We start from the raw sequence: 17,610 nt of genomic DNA, 5'->3' as shown, positions 1-17,610 counted from the left end.
CTGAATTCGTTGCGCCGCAACAACCCGGCGCGATGGCTACGGTTCCACCGCCTGCACGGACGACGATGCAAACCGCCTGCACTCGCCGAAACCCAGAGTCGTGAAAGCTTCCGGTGCGACGCCCTGCCGCTCGCGCTCGCGGGCAAGCTCGTGTTCAGGCGCGTCGATGGCTTCGTCGGTCAGGCGGAAGGTGCCGAAATGCATGCCGAGCGATTGCCGCGCTCCGAGCAGGCGATGCGTCGTCACCGCTTCGGCCGGGTTCATGTGCACCCGGCGCATCAGCGCGCGTGGTTCGTAGGCGCCGATCGGCAGCAGCGCCAGGTCGGGTGCGCCGAGCCGGTCGCGTATCATCGGCCAGTGGGTGCCGTTGCCGGTATCGCCCGCGAACAGGATGCGCGTGCTGCCGCCCGGTTCCCCGGATTTCGTTGCCGGTATCTCCAGCATGAAGCCGGCCCAGAGCGCGCGTCCGGCATCGCGCAGCGTTCGCGCCGAGAAGTGCCGTGCCGGCACGGCTGTCACCCGTACGGGAGTGCGCGAAGGCAATGGCGGACCCTGGCCGACCCAATCCTGCCACCAGTCCAGTTCCTCGATCTCGAAGCGTCCCGCCTTGTCGATCAGCGCCGCATTGCCGAGCGGGGTGACGATACGCGGCGCGTCGCGTCGCTGCAGCGCGCGCAGCGAGGGCAGGTCGAGATGATCGTAGTGGTTGTGCGACTGCAGCACGAGGTCGATCCGCGGCAGCGCGTCGAGCCGGCGGCCGGGCGCGCGCACCCGTGCCGGACCGGCCCAGGAGACCGGCGAGGCGCGGTGGCTGAACATCGGGTCGGTCAGCACCGTGAGGCCCGGCAGGCGGATCAGGAAGCAGCTATGGCCGATGAAGGTGACGCTGATTTCCCCCGGCGCCGGCGTCCTTGACGGGTCGCCGGAAGGCTGCGGGTCCACGATCCAGTCCGGCCAGGGCGATCCTTCGCGACGCAGCCGCCAACGCAGGATGGCAAGCGCCCTGCCGCCCGGCCGCCGGGGCGCCGCGCTGATCGGCACCGATGGCTCGACGGGAGCGTCCGGCGGGGTGAGCCAGTCCGGATTACGGAAACCGGTACCGGTATGGTGGCGGCGATCGTTCAAGCGCCGCTGCCCGCCCGAGCGTTGACGGTCCCGGGCCGATGAGCCGCGCCCTCAGGCAGCAGGTCGGCGAGCGGCCGGGTGATCACGCGCGCGCCGCGGCCATAGGTGAGCCACGCCCAGACCCAGTTGATATAGACCACCACCCGGTTGCGGGCGCTCACCAGCAGCAGCAGGTGGACGGCGCTCCACACCACCCAGGCCGCAAACCCGGTGAGCCGGATCCAGCCGAAGTCTGCCACCGCCGATGACGAGCCGATCATCGCCAGCTGGCCGTAGTTGCGGTAACGGAAGTCGCCGGGTGCCCGGCCGCCGGACAATCGCGCGGCGATGGTACGGCCAACGAAGTGGCCCTGCTGCTTGGCAACCGAGCCAAGCCCGGGCAGCGGCTTGCCGTCGGCGCCGTTGCAGGAGGCGGCGTCGCCGACGATGAAGATCTCGGGATGGCCCGGCAGCGTGCAGTCCGGCCCGACTTCCACCAGCCCGTGCTTCGCGGCCTTCACGTCGAGCCAGCGCGCCACCGGGGTCGCCGCGGTGCCGGCGGCCCAGAACACGGTGGCTGCGGCGATCCGCTCGCCGCCCGCCTCGACCCCCCCGGCATCGACCGCACCGACCTGGCACGAAAGCCGCAGCTCGATGCCGAGCGACTGCAGGCGCCGGGCCGCATAGTCCGACAAGGTCTGCGGGAACTGCGCCAGTACCCGCGGCCCGGCATCGCACAGGATGATGCGGGCGTCCGGCGCATGGATACGGCGGAAATCCCGGGCCAGGGTGTGGCGCGACAGTTCGGCGACCGCACCGGCCAGCTCGACCCCGGTCGGACCCGCGCCGATCACCACGAAGGTCATCAGCCGGGCGATCTCGTCCGGATCGGTCGCGATTTCCGCCCGTTCGAAAGCGTCCAGCAGCCGGTTGCGCAGCAGGTCGGCCTCGTCGAGGGTCTTGAGCGCGATACTGTGCCGCTTCCAGTCGTCGTGGCCGAACCAGGAATAGACCGAGCCGGTGGCCAGCACGAGGGTGTCGTAGGACAGCGTGTTGCCGGAGGCGAGGCTGACCTCCCGCCGGTCGCGATCGATGCCGGTCAGCTCATCCATCGCCACCGTCACGTTGCGCTGGCGGCGGAAGATCGACCGGATCGGCAGCGCGATGTCGTTGCCGGACAGGGCCGCGGTGCCGACCTGGTAGAGCAGCGGCTGGAACAGGTTGTGGTTGGTGCGGTCGACCAGCACGATCTCGGCGTCGGCACGATGCAGCGCCCGGGCTGCGTTCATGCCACCGAACCCGGCACCCACGATCACGACCCTGTGTCCGATACCGCGGGCATGCTTCGGATCAGGCGGCAAAGGCAAACCCTCCTGCTGCGCCGCCGGCCTGATCCCCGACGCGTGGTGGGAACGGCCTCCGCCGGGCACAGGTTGCAGACTTGCGGGTCGGTCGTGTAAGTCAGCTGGTGACCAAGCGGTCAGCGACAGCCTGCCTGCGCTGTCCGACCGCTTCCGACGCCGGGTCCTGCCGGCATCTGACGAGGACGATCCATGCATATCCTCTCCCGCGCTGCACCGGCGGTCCTTCTCGCCTGCGCGGCGCTCGGCGCGACCACGGGCCGGGCCGCCGCACAGGGTGCGCCGCCGGCTCCCGCGGTCGGTGTCGCCGAGGTGAGTGCGAAGCCGGTCACCTCGACCAACCAGTATGTCGGGCGCATCCAGGCGATCGACAGCGTGGCGCTGGTCGCCCGCGTCACCGCCTTCCTGGAGCAGCGGCTGTTCACCGAAGGCGCCGACGTCAAGAAGGGGCAACTGCTCTATGTGCTGGAGCAGGGGCCGTTCCAGGCGCAGGTGCTGGCCCAGCAGGGCAATCTCGACCAGGCGCAGGCCAACGTGAAGAACGCGTCGGTGAATTTCCAGCGCCAGAAGGCGCTGCTGAACACCCCGGCCGGGCAGAAGCAGGCGTTCGACAACGCGCTGGCCACTGCCCGCGGCAACGCCGGCAACGTGCTGACCGCGCAGGGCAACCTGCAGGCGGCGCAGATCAACCTTGCCTATACGGAGATCCGCGCCCCGGTTGACGGCCGCATCACCCAGACCGCGGTCAACGAGGGCAACGTGGTCAGCCCGACCAGCGGCACCCTGGCGACCATCGTGACCCAGGACCCGATGTACGTGGAGTTCCCGGTGGCGTCCCGCGACGTGGTCACCCTGCAGAAGAAATACGCCCCGTCCGGCGGGCTCGGGAGCGCGAAGGTGAAGCTGCAGCTGACCAATGGCGACACCTACGACCGCGACGGCAAGCTCGACTACGTGTCGCCAACGGTCTCCGCCAACACCGACACCATCACGCTGCGCGCCACCATCGCCAATCCCGAACGCGGCGGCGGCGATCAGGGCGGTGTCGGCACCCGGCAGCTGGTCAACGGCGAGTTCGTAACGGTGCTGATCTCGGATCCGCATCCGGTGATGTCGCTGATCGTGCCGAGCAGCGCCGTGCTGTCCGATCAGCAGGGCGACTATGTCTTCACCGTGGATGCGCAGAACAAGGCGCACCGGTCCAACATCAAGCTCGGCACCCTGCAGGGCTCGCAGCAGGTGGTCGATAGCGGCCTGAAGGACGGCGACCACGTCATCGTCGACGGTGTGCAGCGCGTGCATGCCGGCATGCAGGTGAAGCCGGAGGCGCCACAGGCGGTGGTTCCCGACCCCGGCGCTGCCTCGTCGGCCTCTAGCACACCAGCCGAGAAGTCTGCCGCCACGCAGAGCGGCAACGCGGCTCCCCCGGCGGCGCCCGCCACCACGCCTAGCCGCCAGTAAGGGCCGGCGCGCATGATTTCCGGAGTTTTCATCGACCGGCCACGGCTGGCGATCGTCATCGCGATCGTCATCACGCTCGCCGGCGTCGTCGGACTGACCCGCATCCCGGTGGCGCAGTTCCCAGACATCGTGCCGCCGCAGGTGCAGGTGGCGGCGACCTATCCGGGTGCCTCCGCGGCGGTGGTCGAGGCCAGCGTCGCGCAGCCGATCGAGGCGCAGGTCGTCGGCGTCGACAAGATGATCTACATGCGGTCGGTCAGCGGCAACGACGGCTCGTACAATCTAACCGTCAGCTTCCTGCTCGGCACCAATCCCGACATCGACACCGTCAACGTGCTGAACCGCGTGCAGACCGCCGAGGCAGAGTTGCCGGCAACGGTGGATGCCGAGGGGCTGACGGTACAGAAGCGCTCGTCGGCGATCCTGATGTTCGTGAACTTCTACAGCCCGACTGGCAAGTTCAAGCCGCTGTTCATCGCCAACTACATGACGATCAACATCATCGATGAGGTCAGCCGCACCACCGGCGTCGGCCAGGCGTCGCTGCTGTCGCGGCAGAAATACTCGATGCGCGTCTGGTTCGACAACAACCGGCTGGTGCAGCTCGGCCTGTCGCCGACCGACATCACCAGCGCGATCACGTCGCAGAGCCAGGTTGCGGCGGTCGGACGCATCGGCGCGCGGCCGGCAGGGCCCGACCAGCAGTACCAGCTCAACGTGCAGACGCAGGGCCGGCTGGTGACCACGCAGCAGTTCGGCGAGATCGTGATACGCGCCAACCCGGACGGCTCGTCGCTCAAGCTGAAGGATGTGGCGCGGCTCGAGCTCGGCGCGCAGACGCTGGATTCAGAATCCCGCTTCGACCAGAAGCCGTCGGTGGCGCTGGCGATCTATCTCGCCCCGGGCGCCAACGCGCTCAACACCGCTGCCACCATCAAGTCGTTGCTGACGCGGTTGTCCGGCCGCTTCCCGCCCGGGCTTGCCTACAACGTGACCTACGACAGCACCGACTTCGTGCACGACACCGTGCATGAGGTGCTCAAGACGGTATTCGAGGCCTTCGTCCTCGTCGTCATCGTGGTGTTCCTGTTCCTCGGCAGCGTGCGCGCCACCATCATTCCGACCTGCGCGGTGCCAGTCAGCCTGATCGGCGCATTCGCCGGCATGTCGGCGCTCGGCTTCTCGGCCAATACCGTCTCGCTGCTCGCCATGGTGCTGGCGATCGGCATCGTGGTGGATGACGCCATCGTGGTGGTGGAGAACGTGGAGCGTGTGATGGAGGAGGAGCCGGAGCTGTCGCCCGCACAGGCGACGCACAAGGCGATGACCCAGATCACCGGTCCGATCATCGCCATCACCCTGGTGCTGCTGTCCGTGTTCGTTCCGCTCGCCTTCATCCCGGGTCTGTCCGGCGTGCTGTTCCAGCAGTTCGCGGTCACCATCTGCATCGCCATGCTGATCTCGGCGCTGAACGCGCTGACGCTGTCGCCCGCCCTGTGCGGCGTGTTCCTGCGCCATACCGGGCCGAGGCGGGGGATCATGGGCCGGGTGCTGAACGGCATCGACCATACCCGCAACGGCTACTCGCGCGTCGTGGCCCGACTGCTGCGCTTCGCCCTCGGCGGCGTGCTGGTGGTGGCGCTGTGCGCCTTCGGCATCTTCGTGATCCAGGGCCACCTGCCGCTCGGCTTCCTGCCCGAGGAGGACCAGGGTGGCTTCTTCACCAACGTGCAGCTGCCGGACGGCGCCTCGGTGGCGCGCACCAGCGGCGTTGTGGCCCAGGTCGAGAAGATGGATGCAGCCCTGCCCGGCGCGCTGCACACCTTCGGGGTGATCGGCTACTCGTTCCTCGATACCGTGCAGGAGCCGAACGCCGGTTTCGTGTTCACCAGGCTCAAACCGTTCGACCAGCGCACCACGGCGGCCACCAACGTGCAGTCGCTGCTACGTGACGTGTTCGGGCAGTCGCAGAATATCCGGCAGGCGACGATCTTCCCGTTCAACCTGCCGCCGATCATCGGCCTCTCGCCCGGCGGTGGCTTCGAGTACGAGCTCGAGGGGCTGGAGGGACAGGATCCGACGCAGCTCGGCGCCGCCATGAACGGCCTGCTGGCCTCGGCGAATGCCGACCACCGGCTGGCGCGGGTGTTCTCCACCTTCACCGCCAGCAATCCGTCGATCTATCTGGACATCGATCGCGTCAAGGCACAGGCGCTCGGCGTCAGCGTGAACGACATCTTCACCGCCCTGCAGGACACGCTCGGCAGCGACTATGTCAACGACTTCAACCTGTTCGGCCGGGTCTGGCAGGTCAACGTGCAGGCGGAGGCGCGCAACCGCTCCAAGATCGACGACCTGTGGTCGATCTATGTGCGCAACAGCAGCGGCGGCACCGTGCCGCTGCGCTCGCTGGCCACCGAGAAGATCATCACCGGTCCGCAGGCGATCACCCGCTACAACAACTACCGGGCGATCACCGTGAATGGCGGCCCGGCGCCGGGGGTGTCGTCGGGCACCGCTCTCGACGCGATGGCGACGATCTCGAAGCAGACGTTGCAGACCGGCTACGACTACGAGTGGACCAGCACGGCCTACCAGGAGGTCCAGGCGAGCGGCAAGACCGGCATTATCCTGGCGATGTCGCTGCTGTTCGCCTTCCTGTTCCTGGTGGCGCTCTACGAGAGCTGGATCATCCCGATCCCGGTGCTGATGTCGGTGGCGGTCGGCGTGCTCGGCGCCATGATCGGCATCGTTCTGGCCGGGCTGTCGCTCGATCTCTACGCCCAGATCGGCCTGGTGGTGCTGATTGCGCTGTCCGCCAAGAACGGCATCCTGATCGTCGAATTCGCCAAGGAGCGGCGGGAGGCGGGGGACAGCATCGTGGAGGCGGCAAAGCAGGGCGCGCATATGCGGTTCCGTGCCGTCATGATGACCTCGTTCGCCTTCATCCTGGGCCTGCTGCCGTTGGTGACCGCAACCGGGGCTGCGCAGATCAGCCGTCGCGACGTCGGCACGCCGGTGTTCGCCGGCATGCTGGCGGCCAGCGGCGTCGGCATCTTCATCATCCCGATGCTGTACGTGACGTTCCAGACCGTGCGCGAGTGGTTCCACCGCAAGCTCGGCATCGGCGAGGCAAGGCCGCCGCATCGGGCACCGCACGATCCCAGCCACCCCTGAGATCGAGCCAGCCCATGCATCGGCTTGGCAAGGGTTGCGGCATCGAGACTTCGTGATCGTCCTCCCTCTGATTTCGTACGGGCGTCATGCTGGCCGATGCGTTTCCGTGCCAGCATCACCCTGGCGAACCAGGGCGGGTGCCCCGCAATGACTTGCTACCCTCAGGCGGGGGATCCATCCTGGTCCACGCAGGCATCAGGCAGACGCGGCTGGCGTGATCGATCAGGGAGAACAGAGCATTTCATGCGGACAGTGACGGATCCTCCCGGGCGTCCCCGATCCCTCGCCGCAACCGATGCCGAATTTCCCGGCGCCGGCGGGATCGAAGAACTCGGTATCGATACGACCCGCACCTTGTCCATGGATGCCGTGCAGGATGCGAGGTCCGGCCATTCCTGCACCCCGATGAGCCTTGCGCCGGTTGCCCAAACGCCCTGGCAGAACGTGCTCTCCTACGATCCCGCCGAGCCGCGCTGGCCGGGTCGCGACCGCTCCGTGCTCCCGGCCGGGCACGCATCGATGCTGCTCAACTCGCTGATCTCCCTGTGCGGCTTGGAGGAGATCCGTGACGAGGGCCAGGACGGCCAGCCGACCGCGAAGGGCGCTCCGGCACCGACCCTGGATGACCTGCATAAGCCTCGCCAGGCCGGCAGCGAGACCCCGGGCCATCCCGGATACCGCTCCACCTCCATCGTCGAGACCACCACCGGTCGGCTGGGCCTGCTGACCATCCGCGATGGCGATGGCGATGAGGTGGCCGGGGCCTGGCGGGTCGTCGTGCCGCTGAAGGAGCAGCCCGTCGCGCTGATCCTGAGCCGCCAGCCGATGCCGACCATGGACCGCGGCAGGCATGCGGCCGTCTCCGGTCCGGCCCGGAGCAGCTATCTCCTGGCAGACGGCAACGGCACCCCGGACGTCATCCTGATCGCCACCGGCACCGAGCCCGGCCTGGCGATGGGGACCATCGAGACGCTGCGTGGCGAGGATATCAAGGCCCGCGTGGTGCCGCTGCCGTGCCGGGAGTTGTTCCAGCAGCAGGAGCAGTCGTATCGTGAGGCCGGGCTTCGACCGGAGGCGACCGGACGGGTGGTGATAGAGCAGGCGGCGGCGCCTGTCTGGGAACGCCATGCCGGCACCACCTGCAGCTTGATCCTCATGCGCACCTTCGGCCGTCGGCACCGCTTCCCGGGCTGCAGTAGTCCGGATTTACGCCCGGGACGGTCCTCGAGGCAGCGCGCAAGCAGGCGAACAGATCCAAAGCGGCCCGAGGGCCGGTCGACAACAAGAGCCAATCACAAGGAGCTCCCATGAACGTAGTACAGAAGACGCCGGGCGCCCAGGAAGCGGGCAATCCGCTGCAGACCCTGGAGAAGTTCGGGCAGTCGCCCTGGCTCGACTTCATCCAGCGATCGTTCGTGCAGAACGGCAGCCTGGCCGGGCTGGTCGAGAAGGACCGCCTGAAGGGCGTCACCTCCAACCCCGCCATCTTCGAGAAGGCGATGGGGCATGGCACCGACTACGACGACCAGTTCAAGGCGCTGGCCAGTAAGGGCAACGCGACAGCGAGCGACATCTACGAGACGATGGCGATCGACGACATACGCGAGGCGACCGGGGTGCTGAAGCCGGTCTGGGACGAGACCAAGGGCCTCGACGGCTATGTCAGCCTGGAGGTCTCGCCCTATCTCGGCATGCGCACCGACGAGACCATCGCCGAGGCAAAGCGCCTGTGGAAGACGGTCGACCGGCCGAACCTGATGGTCAAGATCCCGGGCACCGAGCCGGGTGTGCCGGCGGTGCGCGCGGCCATCGCCGACGGCATCAATGTCAACGTAACGCTGCTGTTCTCTCTCGACGCCTACAAGAAGGTTCTCGAGGCTTACATCTCGGGTCTGGAGGAGCGCCACGGCAAGGGGCTCGATATCAGCCATATCGCCAGCGTCGCCTCGTTCTTCGTCAGCCGTATCGACGGTCTGATCGACAAGAAGATCGATGACCGGCTTGCCAAGAACGATCCGGAGAGCGCTGCCCTGAAGGCGGTGCGCGGCAAGGTCGCCATCGCGAATGCGAAGATGGCCTACCAGCATTATCTCGAGGTCTCCAGGAGCGAGCGCTGGCAGACCCTGCTGAAGGCGAAGGCCAATCCGCAGCGACTGCTCTGGGCCAGCACCGGCACCAAGGACAAGGCGTACAGCGACGTGTTGTATGTCGAGGAACTGATAGGCGCCGACACCGTCAACACCATGCCGCCGGCGACGATGGATGCGTTCCGTGACCACGGCATGGCGCGCAATTCGCTGACCGAGGATATCGAGGGCGCAAAGCATGTGCTGGCGGAAGCCGACCGGCTCGGGCTCGACCTGCCGGGCGTTACGTCGAAGCTGGTTGCCGACGGCGTCTCCGCCTTCGCCGACAGCTTCGACCAGTTGCTTGGAGCGGTGGCAGCCAAGCAGGTGGCACTGGCCGGCGCTAGGCTGAACAGCGCCAAGATCAGCCTGCCGTCCGATCTCGACGAGGCGGTGAAGGCAAGCCTCGATGCCTGGCGTAAGGACGGCACGGTGCGCCGCATCTGGGAGCGCGACGCCTCGGTCTGGACCGGCAAGGACGAGGCCGACTGGCTGATCTGGCTCGACATCATCGACGAGCGGATCAGCCATATCGACGAGCTGACCAGCTTCCAGCGCGAGGTGAAGGAGCGTGGCTTCAGCGATATCCTTCTGCTCGGCATGGGCGGTTCGAGCCTCGGCCCGGAAGTGCTGGCGGAGACCTTCGGAAAGCGCGGCGGCTATCCGACGCTGCATGTGCTGGACAGCACCGATCCGCAGCAGGTGAAGGCATTCGAGAACAAGGTCGATCTCGCCAGCACTCTGTTCATCGTCAGCTCGAAGTCGGGCGGCACCCTCGAGCCGAACATCCTGAAGGCGTATTTCTTCGAGGCGGCGCGCAGGGCGGTCGGAGACGACAAGGTCGGCAGTCATTTCGTCGCGGTGACCGACCCCGGCTCGCACATGGAAGAGGTCGCGAAGTCGGATCGCTTCTGGAAGATCTTCCACGGCCAGAAGCAGATCGGCGGCCGCTATTCTGTGCTGTCGAATTTCGGGCTGGTGCCGGCGGCGGCCATGGGCCTCGACCTGCACGAGTTCCTCGAGAGCGGGCAGCGCATGGCCTACGCCTGCGGCTCGGGCACGCCGCCGCTGCAGAACCCGGGTGTTCAACTCGGTACAGTCCTGGGCGTGGCCGCGAAGCACGGCCGCGACAAGGTGACCATCGTCGCCTCGCCGGCGATCTACGATCTCGGCGCCTGGCTCGAGCAGCTGATGGCGGAGAGCACCGGCAAGAACGGTCTTGGCCTGATCCCGATCGATGGCGAGACGCTGGCCCCGCCCGAGCATTACGGTCACGACCGGGTGTTTGCCTATCTTCGCCTGTCGGACGCCCCCGATGCGGCGCAGGACAAGGCGATCGAAGTGCTGCAGCAGGCCGGTCATCCGGTGGTGTCGATCACCATCGGCAGCCCGGTGCAGATCGTGCAGGAATTCTTCCGCTGGGAGTTCGCGACCGCGGTCGCCGGCGCGATCATCGGCATCAATGCCTTCGATCAGCCGGACGTGGAGGCCAGCAAGATCGAGACGCGCAAGCTGACCGACGCCTACAGCAAGAGCGGCTCGCTTCCCCAGGAGACGCCGTTCGGCCGCGACGGCGATTTCAGCTTCTTCGCCGATCCGACCAACGCCAAGGCGCTGGACGGCAGCTCGCTCAATGCGGTGCTGAAGTCGCAGTTCGGCCGCGTCAAGGCGGGCGACTACGTGGCGCTGCTGGCCTACATCCAGCGCGACACCGAGACGCGGCAGTGGATCCAGACCGCGCGGCTGGCAATCCGGGATGCGAAGAAGGTGGCGACCGCTGCCGAATTCGGTCCGCGGTTCCTGCACTCCACCGGCCAGGCCTACAAGGGTGGTCCGGCCAGTGGCGTGTTCCTGCAGATCACCGCCGACGATGTCGCCGACCTCTCGGTGCCGGGCGAGAAATACTCGTTCGGCGTGGTCAAGGCGGCGCAGGCGCGCGGCGATTTCGACGTGCTGGCCGAGCGTGGCCGAAGGGCGCTGCGGGTGCACATCCACGGCAACCTTGCAGCCGGCCTCGAGCGCCTCGGCCAGGCGATCGCCTCCGAAGCTGCTGCCTGACACCAATGCGGCCCGGCGCCACCATGCCGGGCCGCACCGTTATTCTCTAAGTCATCATCGCGACGGAGACATTCATGCAGATCGGCGTCATCGGTCTTGGCCGCATGGGCGGCAACATTTCGGTGCGGCTCTCGCGGCATGGCCACGAGGTCGTGCTCTACGACCATGATCCGAACGTCGTCACCAAGGTGCATGAGCGCGCCGAAGGCAGCTCCGAGGCGCATGGCCTCACCGACATGGTGGCCAAGCTGACGTCGCCGCGGGTGGTATGGGTGATGCTGCCGGCCGGCAAGATCACCGAGGACACGATCAACACGCTGGCCGAGCAGCTTTCTAGCGGCGACATCATCATCGACGGCGGCAACAGCTTCTACAAGGATGACATCCGCCGGGCCAAGGTGCTGCGCGAGAAGGGCATCCATTACGTCGATGTCGGCACCTCGGGCGGCGTCTGGGGCCTTGAGCGCGGCTACTGCATGATGATCGGCGGTGCCAAGAAGGCGGTCGACACCATCGACCCGATCCTGTCGGCACTTGCACCCGGACTGGGCTCGGTCGAGCGCACCACCGGGCGAGACAGCGACCGCAAGCTCGACGCACGCGCCGAGCAGGGCTACCTGCATTGCGGCCCGGCCGGCTCCGGGCATTTCGTGAAGATGGTTCACAACGGCATCGAGTACGGGATGATGGAGGCCTACGCGGAAGGCTTCGACATCATGCGCAACAAGAACTCGCATGACCTGCCGGAGGACGAGCGGTTCGACCTCAACATGGCTGACATCGCCGAGGTCTGGCGCCGTGGCAGCGTGGTCTCGTCCTGGCTGCTCGACCTGTGTGCATCAGCGCTCGCCAAGAACGAGAGCCTGTCCGACTACACCGGCCAGGTCGCGGACTCCGGCGAGGGACGCTGGACCATCGAGGCGGCCATCGAGGAGGCAGTGCCGGCGCCGGTGCTAACGGCCTCGCTGTTCACCCGCTTCCGCAGCCGCACCGACAACAACTATGCCGAGAAGCTGCTGTCCGCGATGCGGTTCCAGTTCGGCGGCCATGTCGAGCAGCACCACACCGAGAAGAAGCATGGCGGCGAAGTCTCGGAGGTCAAGTAGGCACTGGCATGGATGTCCCGACCAACTCCGTCAATCTGAGCGATCAGTCGGACGACGATACCGGTCGGCCGACGCCCGCTCCGCCCTGTACGATGATCATCTTCGGCGGCGGCGGCGACCTTACCCGTCGCCTGCTGATGCCGGCGATCTACAACCTCACCTGTGCGGGCCTGCTCAACCAGGATTTCTCCATCGTCGCGGTCGATTGGGCCGAGATGGACACTGAGCATCTGCGCGAGCAGCTCGGCGCCACCATCCGGCAGTTCGTGGCGCAGCGTCGCGCCACCGCGGTGACGCTGCAGGAGGATGAGTGGAACTGGCTTTGCCAGCGCGTCTCCTACGTGCGCGGCAGCTTCGACGATCCGGCGACCTACCAGCGGCTGGCCGAGATATGCGGCACCGGCAATTGCGTGTTCTATCTCGCCGTGGCGGCGCGATTCTTCGGCACGATCGTGTCGCAGCTGGACGCCGCCAACCTCACCCACGAGACCGAGCAGAGCTTCCGGCGCGTGGTGGTCGAGAAGCCGTTCGGCTCCGACCTCGGCTCGGCGCGTGCGCTGAATGCCAAGCTGCTGGCGAGCCTCGAGGAAAGCCAGATCTACCGGATCGACCACTATCTGGGGAAGGAGACGGTGCAGAACATCCTGGCACTGCGCTTCTCCAACGGCTTCTTCGAGCCGCTCTGGAACCGGCAGAATATCGACCACGTGCAGATCACCGCCGCCGAGACGGTCGGTGTCGAGAAGCGGGGCAGGTTCTACGAGGGCACCGGGGCGCTGCGCGACATGGTGCCGAACCACATCATGCAGCTCCTCGCCATGGTGGCGATGGAGGCGCCGGCTTCGTTCGACGCCGATGCGGTGCGCGACGAGAAGTCCAAGGTGCTGGCGGCGATCCACGAGACCACCTATCGCGACGCGGTGCGTGGCCAGTATGTCGCGGGCGCCATCGCCGGTCGTCCGACACCGGGCTACCGGGAGGAGCCCGACGTTGCGCCGGACAGCCAGACCGAGACCTTCGTCGCGATGAAGCTCAGCATCGACAACTGGCGCTGGGCCGGTGTCCCGTTCTACCTGCGCACAGGCAAGCGTCTCACGCTGCGCAAGACCGAGATTGCGGTGCATTTCAAGCAGGCGCCGTATGCCTTGTTCCGTGATACGCCGGTCGAGAAACTCACGCCGAATATCATGGTGCTGCAGATCCAGCCGAGCGAAGGCGTCACGATGCAGTTCTCGGCGAAACTGCCCGGCCCGGTGGTCAAGCTTGGCGGCGTGCGGATGAAGTTCGACTACGCGGACTGGTTCCAGGAAGGTCCCAGCACCGGCTACGAGACCTTGATCTATGATTGTCTTATCGGCGACGCCACCCTCTTCCAGCGCGCCGACAACGTCGAGATGGGCTGGCGTGTCGTGCAGCCCATCCTCGACGCCTGGCAGGCCAGCCAGGGCGAGGTCTGCCAATACGAGGCCGGTCGGCCCGGACCAACCGAGGCCGATGAACTGCTTGCGCGCGACGGACGACACTGGTTGAGGCTGACCGCATGAGCATGCTCGACGACAAGACGCTGCAACCGGGACGGACCGATCCCTCCAGCCGCATCAGGCTGCTGGTGTCGGATATCGACGGAACGCTGGTGACGCGCACCAAGGACCTGACCCGCGCCGCCCTGCGCGCCGCCGGCCAGTTGCGCGAGGCCGGCATCAGGCTGGCGCTGGTCAGCAGCCGGCCGGCACGCGGCATGGACATGTTCCTCGCACCGCTTGCCATCGACACGCCGCGCGCCGGGTTGAACGGCGGCGAGATCCTGGCACCCGATGGCAGCTTGGTGGCGGCGATGGCGCTCGATCCGGAGGTCGCCCAGATCGTGGTCGAGACACTGGACGAACACGGCGTCGATAGCTGGCTGTTCGCGGAGGGACGCTGGCTGATACGCCGCCCCGAGGGCGCCTATGTCGCGCAGGAGCATCGCGCGGTGCGGCTGGAGCCGGTGGTTGTGGACAGTTTCGCCAACCATTACCACCGGATCGGCAAGATCATGGGATCGAGTGCCGATTATCATCTGCTCGAGCGCGTCGAGCGGCATGTGCAGTCGCTGCTCGGCGAGCGCGTGAACGCCCACCGCTCGCAGTCCTACTATCTCGATGTCACCCATCCGGATGCCAACAAGGGCAATGCGGCGCTGCGACTGGCCGGCCTGCTCGGCGTGCCCGCGGACGAGATGGCCTGCATCGGTGACATGGGCAACGATATCTCCATGCTGCAGATCGCGGGCGTTTCGATCGCGATGGGGAATGCCACCGAAGAGGTCGCGGCGGCGGCACATTTCGTCACCGACACCAATGAGGAGGATGGCTGGGCTCACGCGATGCAGCGCTTCGTGCTGCCACGGGGTCCCGCATCCGTTCAAGCCGGAGGAGCAGCATGAGCGCAGTGACCCAGCCGCCCAAGATCGGACTGGTGCTGGCCGATGTCGACGGCACGCTCGTCACCAAGGAAAAGCTGCTGACCGAGCGTGCGATTCGCGCCGTGCACACCCTCAAGGAGCGCGGTATCCGGTTCGCAATCACCAGCGGCCGTCCGCCGAAGGGCATGGAGATGGTGATCAAGCCACTCGCCATCACCGAGCCGGTAGCGGGCTTCAACGGTGGACTGTTCGTGAAGCCGGACATGACCATCATCGAGGCGAAGACCTTGTCACGTGAGGTGACCGAGCGCACCATCGCAATCCTGCGTGAGCACAAGGTCGATGTGTGGGTCTATGCCGGCGAGGACTGGATCGTTCCGGATGCCGAGGGGCCGCATGTCGCGCGCGAGCAGTGGACGGTGAAGTTCGCGCCCAAGGTCGCCAGCGACTTCGGCAAGGCCCTGGACAGCGCCGTAAAGATCGTCGGTGTGAGCGACGACCTGGAATTGATGAAGAAGTGTGAGAAGGACGTCCAGGAAGCGCTTGGCGACAGCGCTTCGGCGGCACGATCGCAGCCATACTATCTGGACGTGACCCATCCGCGGGCCAACAAGGGCGGTGTGGTCGAAAGCCTGGTTGCGATGCTCGGTATTCCGGCGGCGGAGATCGCGACCTTCGGAGATCAGCCGAACGACGTGCTGATGTTCCGCAAGAGCGGACTGTCGATCGCCATGGGCCAGGCCAGCGACGAGGTGAAGCAGGCGGCGACGCATGTCAGCAGTTCCTCCGAGGAGGAAGGCTTCGCGCGTGGCATCGAGCGTTTCGTGCTGGGTGAAGAGGGAGCCGCCTGATGACCGACGTGGCCGAAGGCCAGGAGTGGGTACTGCCGGATGCGCAGTCGGTGGCGCGTCGCGTCGCGGAGTTCCTGCTGGAGCAGGCGAAGGCAAAGACCGGCGGCCCGTACGTGATCGCGCTGTCGGGCGGCTCCACGCCGAAGAAGCTCTACGAGGTCCTGGCGGCGGCGCCGTTCGCCACCGAGTTTCCCTGGTCGAAAGTGGAACTGTTCTTCGGTGACGAGCGGGTGGTGCCCCCCGACAACGACGACAGCAACTACAACATGGTGAACCACGCCCTGCTGTCGAAGGTGGCGATCCCGTCCGAGCGGGTGCACCGGATGCCGACCGCGGGCGACCCGGCGGAAGCGGCGCGCACATACCAGCGCGATCTTCAGGCGGTCTATGGCAGCGACACATTGCAACCCGGGCGGCCGCTGTTCGACGTCGTGCTGCTCGGCCTCGGTGAGAACGGCCACACCGCGTCGCTGTTTCCCGGCACCGCGGTGCTGGAGGAACGCACCGCCTGGGTTTCGACCTGCACGCCGCATGATGCGCCGCATCGTCGCCTGACCCTTACCTATCCGGCGATCGACAGCAGCGCCCATGTGCTGTTCCTGGTCACCGGCGCCGGCAAGGCGGACGTGCTTGCCAAGGTACGGGCGCGCGATCCGGCGCAGCCGTCGTCTCACATCACCACCAAGGGCGAGCTGATCTGGGTGCTGGACGAAGCGGCGGCAGGACATCCGGCTCGTGGATGATCCGGCCGCCAACCTGAAGCGCGAGGCCGGCGAGCAGGCAGCACTGCTGGTCGAGGGTGGCATGGTGGTCGGCCTCGGCACCGGCAGCACCGCCGCCTTCGTCATCGCAGCCCTTGCCAGGCGCCACCAGGAAGGACTGCGCTTCACCGCCATCGCGACCTCCGAACGTAGCGCCAAGCAGGCCCGTGATCTCGGCATCGAGTTGTCGGATTTCGGTCATCATGACGCGATCGACCTCACCATCGACGGCGCCGACGAGATCGAGCGCGGGTCGCTCAACCTGATCAAGGGTCTCGGCGGCGCCTTGTTGCGGGAGAAGATCGTAGCGGCAGCGAGCCGCAAGCTCGTCATCATCGCCGACGAGCGCAAGATGGTACGGCACCTTGGCGAGCATACCGCGGTGCCGGTCGAGGTCACGCCGTTCGGCTGGGAGTCGACTGCGCGCCAGCTTGGGGTCCTGGGCGCGCGTGTCTCAGCACGCCATGACCGGGTCGGCACCTTGTTCGTGACGGATGGCGGCAACATGATCCTCGATTGCAATTTCGGCGTCATCGACGATCCGGCTGGCCTCGAACGGCGCATCGGCGAAATCGTCGGCGTGATCGAGAGCGGCCTGTTCATCCAGCGCGCTTCCCTTGTGCTGGTAGCAGGCGCGGATGGCGTTGCCCGCTACGAGCGCGCATGAGCGAGCATTTCAAGCCCCGGGTCCTTGTCGTGATGGGCGTGTCCGGGTCCGGCAAGAGCAGCATCGCGCTCAGGCTGCGCGACGAAACCGGCTGGCCGTTCCAGGAGGGTGACGAACTGCACCCCAAGGATAACGTCGCCAAGATGGCGGCGGGCACCCCACTGACCGACGAGGATCGCTGGCCGTGGCTCGATCGCTGCGCCGACTGGATCCGGGAGCGGCTCGAGGCCGGCAGCGGCGGGTTGCTGACCTGCTCGGCGCTCCGCAAGGTCTATCGCGACCGCTTGGGCGAGGGCGTTCCGGGGCTGCAGTTCCTCTATCTGAAGGTGTCGGCGGAGGTACTGCGCGAGCGTCTGCAGAGGCGGCGCGGGCACTACATGCCGCCGTCGTTGTTGCCGAGCCAACTGGCCACGCTGGAGGAGCCCACTACCGACGAACCCGCCCTGGTCGTGCCGGTCGAGCGCACCGTCGACGAGACCGCCGCCGACGTGCTCGCCGTGCTGCGGCGGCTCGACAGCCAGGGCAAGTAGCCGG

The 17,610-nt window shown here is 66.9% G+C and carries 13 protein-coding genes; 11 read left to right on the top strand and 2 right to left on the bottom strand.

The features are described 5' to 3' along the window. Positions 1-36: 36 nt before the first annotated feature. Positions 37-1,125, bottom strand: a complete 1,089-nt coding sequence (locus FE263_RS12635; RefSeq protein ID WP_138326388.1) for an MBL fold metallo-hydrolase — start codon at positions 1,123-1,125, stop codon at positions 37-39. Beyond that, the gene (locus FE263_RS12630) at positions 1,122-2,663 is read right to left on the bottom strand and encodes an NAD(P)/FAD-dependent oxidoreductase (RefSeq protein ID WP_138326387.1); all 1,542 of its coding nucleotides are present in this window, start codon (positions 2,661-2,663) and stop codon (positions 1,122-1,124) included. Before FE263_RS12630 ends, FE263_RS12635 begins: the two co-directional genes overlap by 4 nt. Here FE263_RS12630 and FE263_RS12625 point away from each other — a divergent pair. From FE263_RS12625 to FE263_RS12575, 11 genes are all read left to right on the top strand, one after another. Continuing rightward, on the top strand, positions 2,658-3,926 hold the full coding sequence (locus FE263_RS12625; protein ID WP_138326386.1) for an efflux RND transporter periplasmic adaptor subunit: 1,269 nt from the start codon (positions 2,658-2,660) through the stop codon (positions 3,924-3,926). The genes FE263_RS12630 and FE263_RS12625 overlap by 6 nt on opposite strands. A 12-nt stretch (positions 3,927-3,938) precedes the next feature. Beyond that, positions 3,939-7,103: an efflux RND transporter permease subunit gene (locus tag FE263_RS12620; RefSeq protein ID WP_138326385.1), complete on the top strand. Its 3,165-nt coding sequence runs from the start codon at positions 3,939-3,941 to the stop codon at positions 7,101-7,103. 243 nt (positions 7,104-7,346) lie between these two features. Then, positions 7,347-8,414, top strand: a complete 1,068-nt coding sequence (locus tag FE263_RS12615; RefSeq protein WP_138326384.1) for a transketolase-like TK C-terminal-containing protein — start codon at positions 7,347-7,349, stop codon at positions 8,412-8,414. Continuing rightward, positions 8,411-11,287 carry a bifunctional transaldolase/phosoglucose isomerase gene (locus FE263_RS12610; RefSeq protein ID WP_138326383.1) on the top strand — a complete coding sequence of 959 codons (2,877 nt, stop codon included), beginning with the start codon at positions 8,411-8,413 and terminating at the stop codon, positions 11,285-11,287. Before FE263_RS12615 ends, FE263_RS12610 begins: the two co-directional genes overlap by 4 nt. 74 nt (positions 11,288-11,361) lie before the next feature. Further along, a complete protein-coding gene (gene gnd / locus FE263_RS12605) occupies positions 11,362-12,393 on the top strand; it encodes a phosphogluconate dehydrogenase (NAD(+)-dependent, decarboxylating) (protein ID WP_138326382.1) in 1,032 nt (343 codons plus the stop codon). Positions 12,394-12,401: 8 nt separating this feature from the next. Further along, the gene (zwf, locus tag FE263_RS12600; protein WP_138326381.1) at positions 12,402-13,937 is read left to right on the top strand and encodes a glucose-6-phosphate dehydrogenase; all 1,536 of its coding nucleotides are present in this window, start codon (positions 12,402-12,404) and stop codon (positions 13,935-13,937) included. Beyond that, on the top strand, positions 13,934-14,818 hold the full coding sequence (locus FE263_RS12595) for a Cof-type HAD-IIB family hydrolase (protein ID WP_240759507.1): 885 nt from the start codon (positions 13,934-13,936) through the stop codon (positions 14,816-14,818). Before zwf ends, FE263_RS12595 begins: the two co-directional genes overlap by 4 nt. After that, positions 14,815-15,648, top strand: a complete 834-nt coding sequence (locus FE263_RS12590; RefSeq protein WP_138326380.1) for a Cof-type HAD-IIB family hydrolase — start codon at positions 14,815-14,817, stop codon at positions 15,646-15,648. Before FE263_RS12595 ends, FE263_RS12590 begins: the two co-directional genes overlap by 4 nt. After that, positions 15,648-16,391 carry a 6-phosphogluconolactonase gene (gene pgl, locus FE263_RS12585; protein WP_138326379.1) on the top strand — a complete coding sequence of 248 codons (744 nt, stop codon included), beginning with the start codon at positions 15,648-15,650 and terminating at the stop codon, positions 16,389-16,391. Before FE263_RS12590 ends, pgl begins: the two co-directional genes overlap by 1 nt. Continuing rightward, positions 16,384-17,076 (top strand): ribose-5-phosphate isomerase RpiA, encoded by a 693-nt coding sequence (rpiA, locus tag FE263_RS12580; protein ID WP_240759504.1) that lies wholly within the window; start codon positions 16,384-16,386, stop codon positions 17,074-17,076. Before pgl ends, rpiA begins: the two co-directional genes overlap by 8 nt. Then, positions 17,073-17,606 carry a gluconokinase gene (locus tag FE263_RS12575; RefSeq protein ID WP_138326377.1) on the top strand — a complete coding sequence of 178 codons (534 nt, stop codon included), beginning with the start codon at positions 17,073-17,075 and terminating at the stop codon, positions 17,604-17,606. Before rpiA ends, FE263_RS12575 begins: the two co-directional genes overlap by 4 nt. The last annotated feature ends 4 nt before the right edge of the window (positions 17,607-17,610 follow it).

It is taken from the genome of Lichenicoccus roseus (assembly GCF_005844085.1).
Classification (GTDB): Bacteria; Pseudomonadota; Alphaproteobacteria; order Acetobacterales; family Acetobacteraceae; genus Lichenicoccus; species Lichenicoccus roseus.
The sequence above is the reverse complement of the archived record's forward strand: the minus strand, read 5'-3'. Positions and strand labels throughout refer to the sequence as shown.

Excerpts from the sequence above, each read along its gene's own strand:
- FE263_RS12625 (WP_138326386.1), top strand. The coding sequence starts at position 2,658 with ATGCATATCCTCTCCCGCGCTGCACCGGCGGTCCTTCTCGCCTGCGCG.
- FE263_RS12630 (WP_138326387.1), bottom strand. The coding sequence starts at position 2,663 with ATGCATGGATCGTCCTCGTCAGATGCCGGCAGGACCCGGCGTCGGAAG.
- FE263_RS12620 (WP_138326385.1), top strand. The coding sequence starts at position 3,939 with ATGATTTCCGGAGTTTTCATCGACCGGCCACGGCTGGCGATCGTCATC.
- FE263_RS12615 (WP_138326384.1), top strand. The coding sequence starts at position 7,347 with ATGCGGACAGTGACGGATCCTCCCGGGCGTCCCCGATCCCTCGCCGCA.
- FE263_RS12610 (WP_138326383.1), top strand. The coding sequence starts at position 8,411 with ATGAACGTAGTACAGAAGACGCCGGGCGCCCAGGAAGCGGGCAATCCG.
- gnd (WP_138326382.1), top strand. The coding sequence starts at position 11,362 with ATGCAGATCGGCGTCATCGGTCTTGGCCGCATGGGCGGCAACATTTCG.
- zwf (WP_138326381.1), top strand. The coding sequence starts at position 12,402 with ATGGATGTCCCGACCAACTCCGTCAATCTGAGCGATCAGTCGGACGAC.
- FE263_RS12595 (WP_240759507.1), top strand. The coding sequence starts at position 13,934 with ATGAGCATGCTCGACGACAAGACGCTGCAACCGGGACGGACCGATCCC.
- FE263_RS12590 (WP_138326380.1), top strand. The coding sequence starts at position 14,815 with ATGAGCGCAGTGACCCAGCCGCCCAAGATCGGACTGGTGCTGGCCGAT.
- pgl (WP_138326379.1), top strand. The coding sequence starts at position 15,648 with ATGACCGACGTGGCCGAAGGCCAGGAGTGGGTACTGCCGGATGCGCAG.
- FE263_RS12575 (WP_138326377.1), top strand. The coding sequence starts at position 17,073 with ATGAGCGAGCATTTCAAGCCCCGGGTCCTTGTCGTGATGGGCGTGTCC.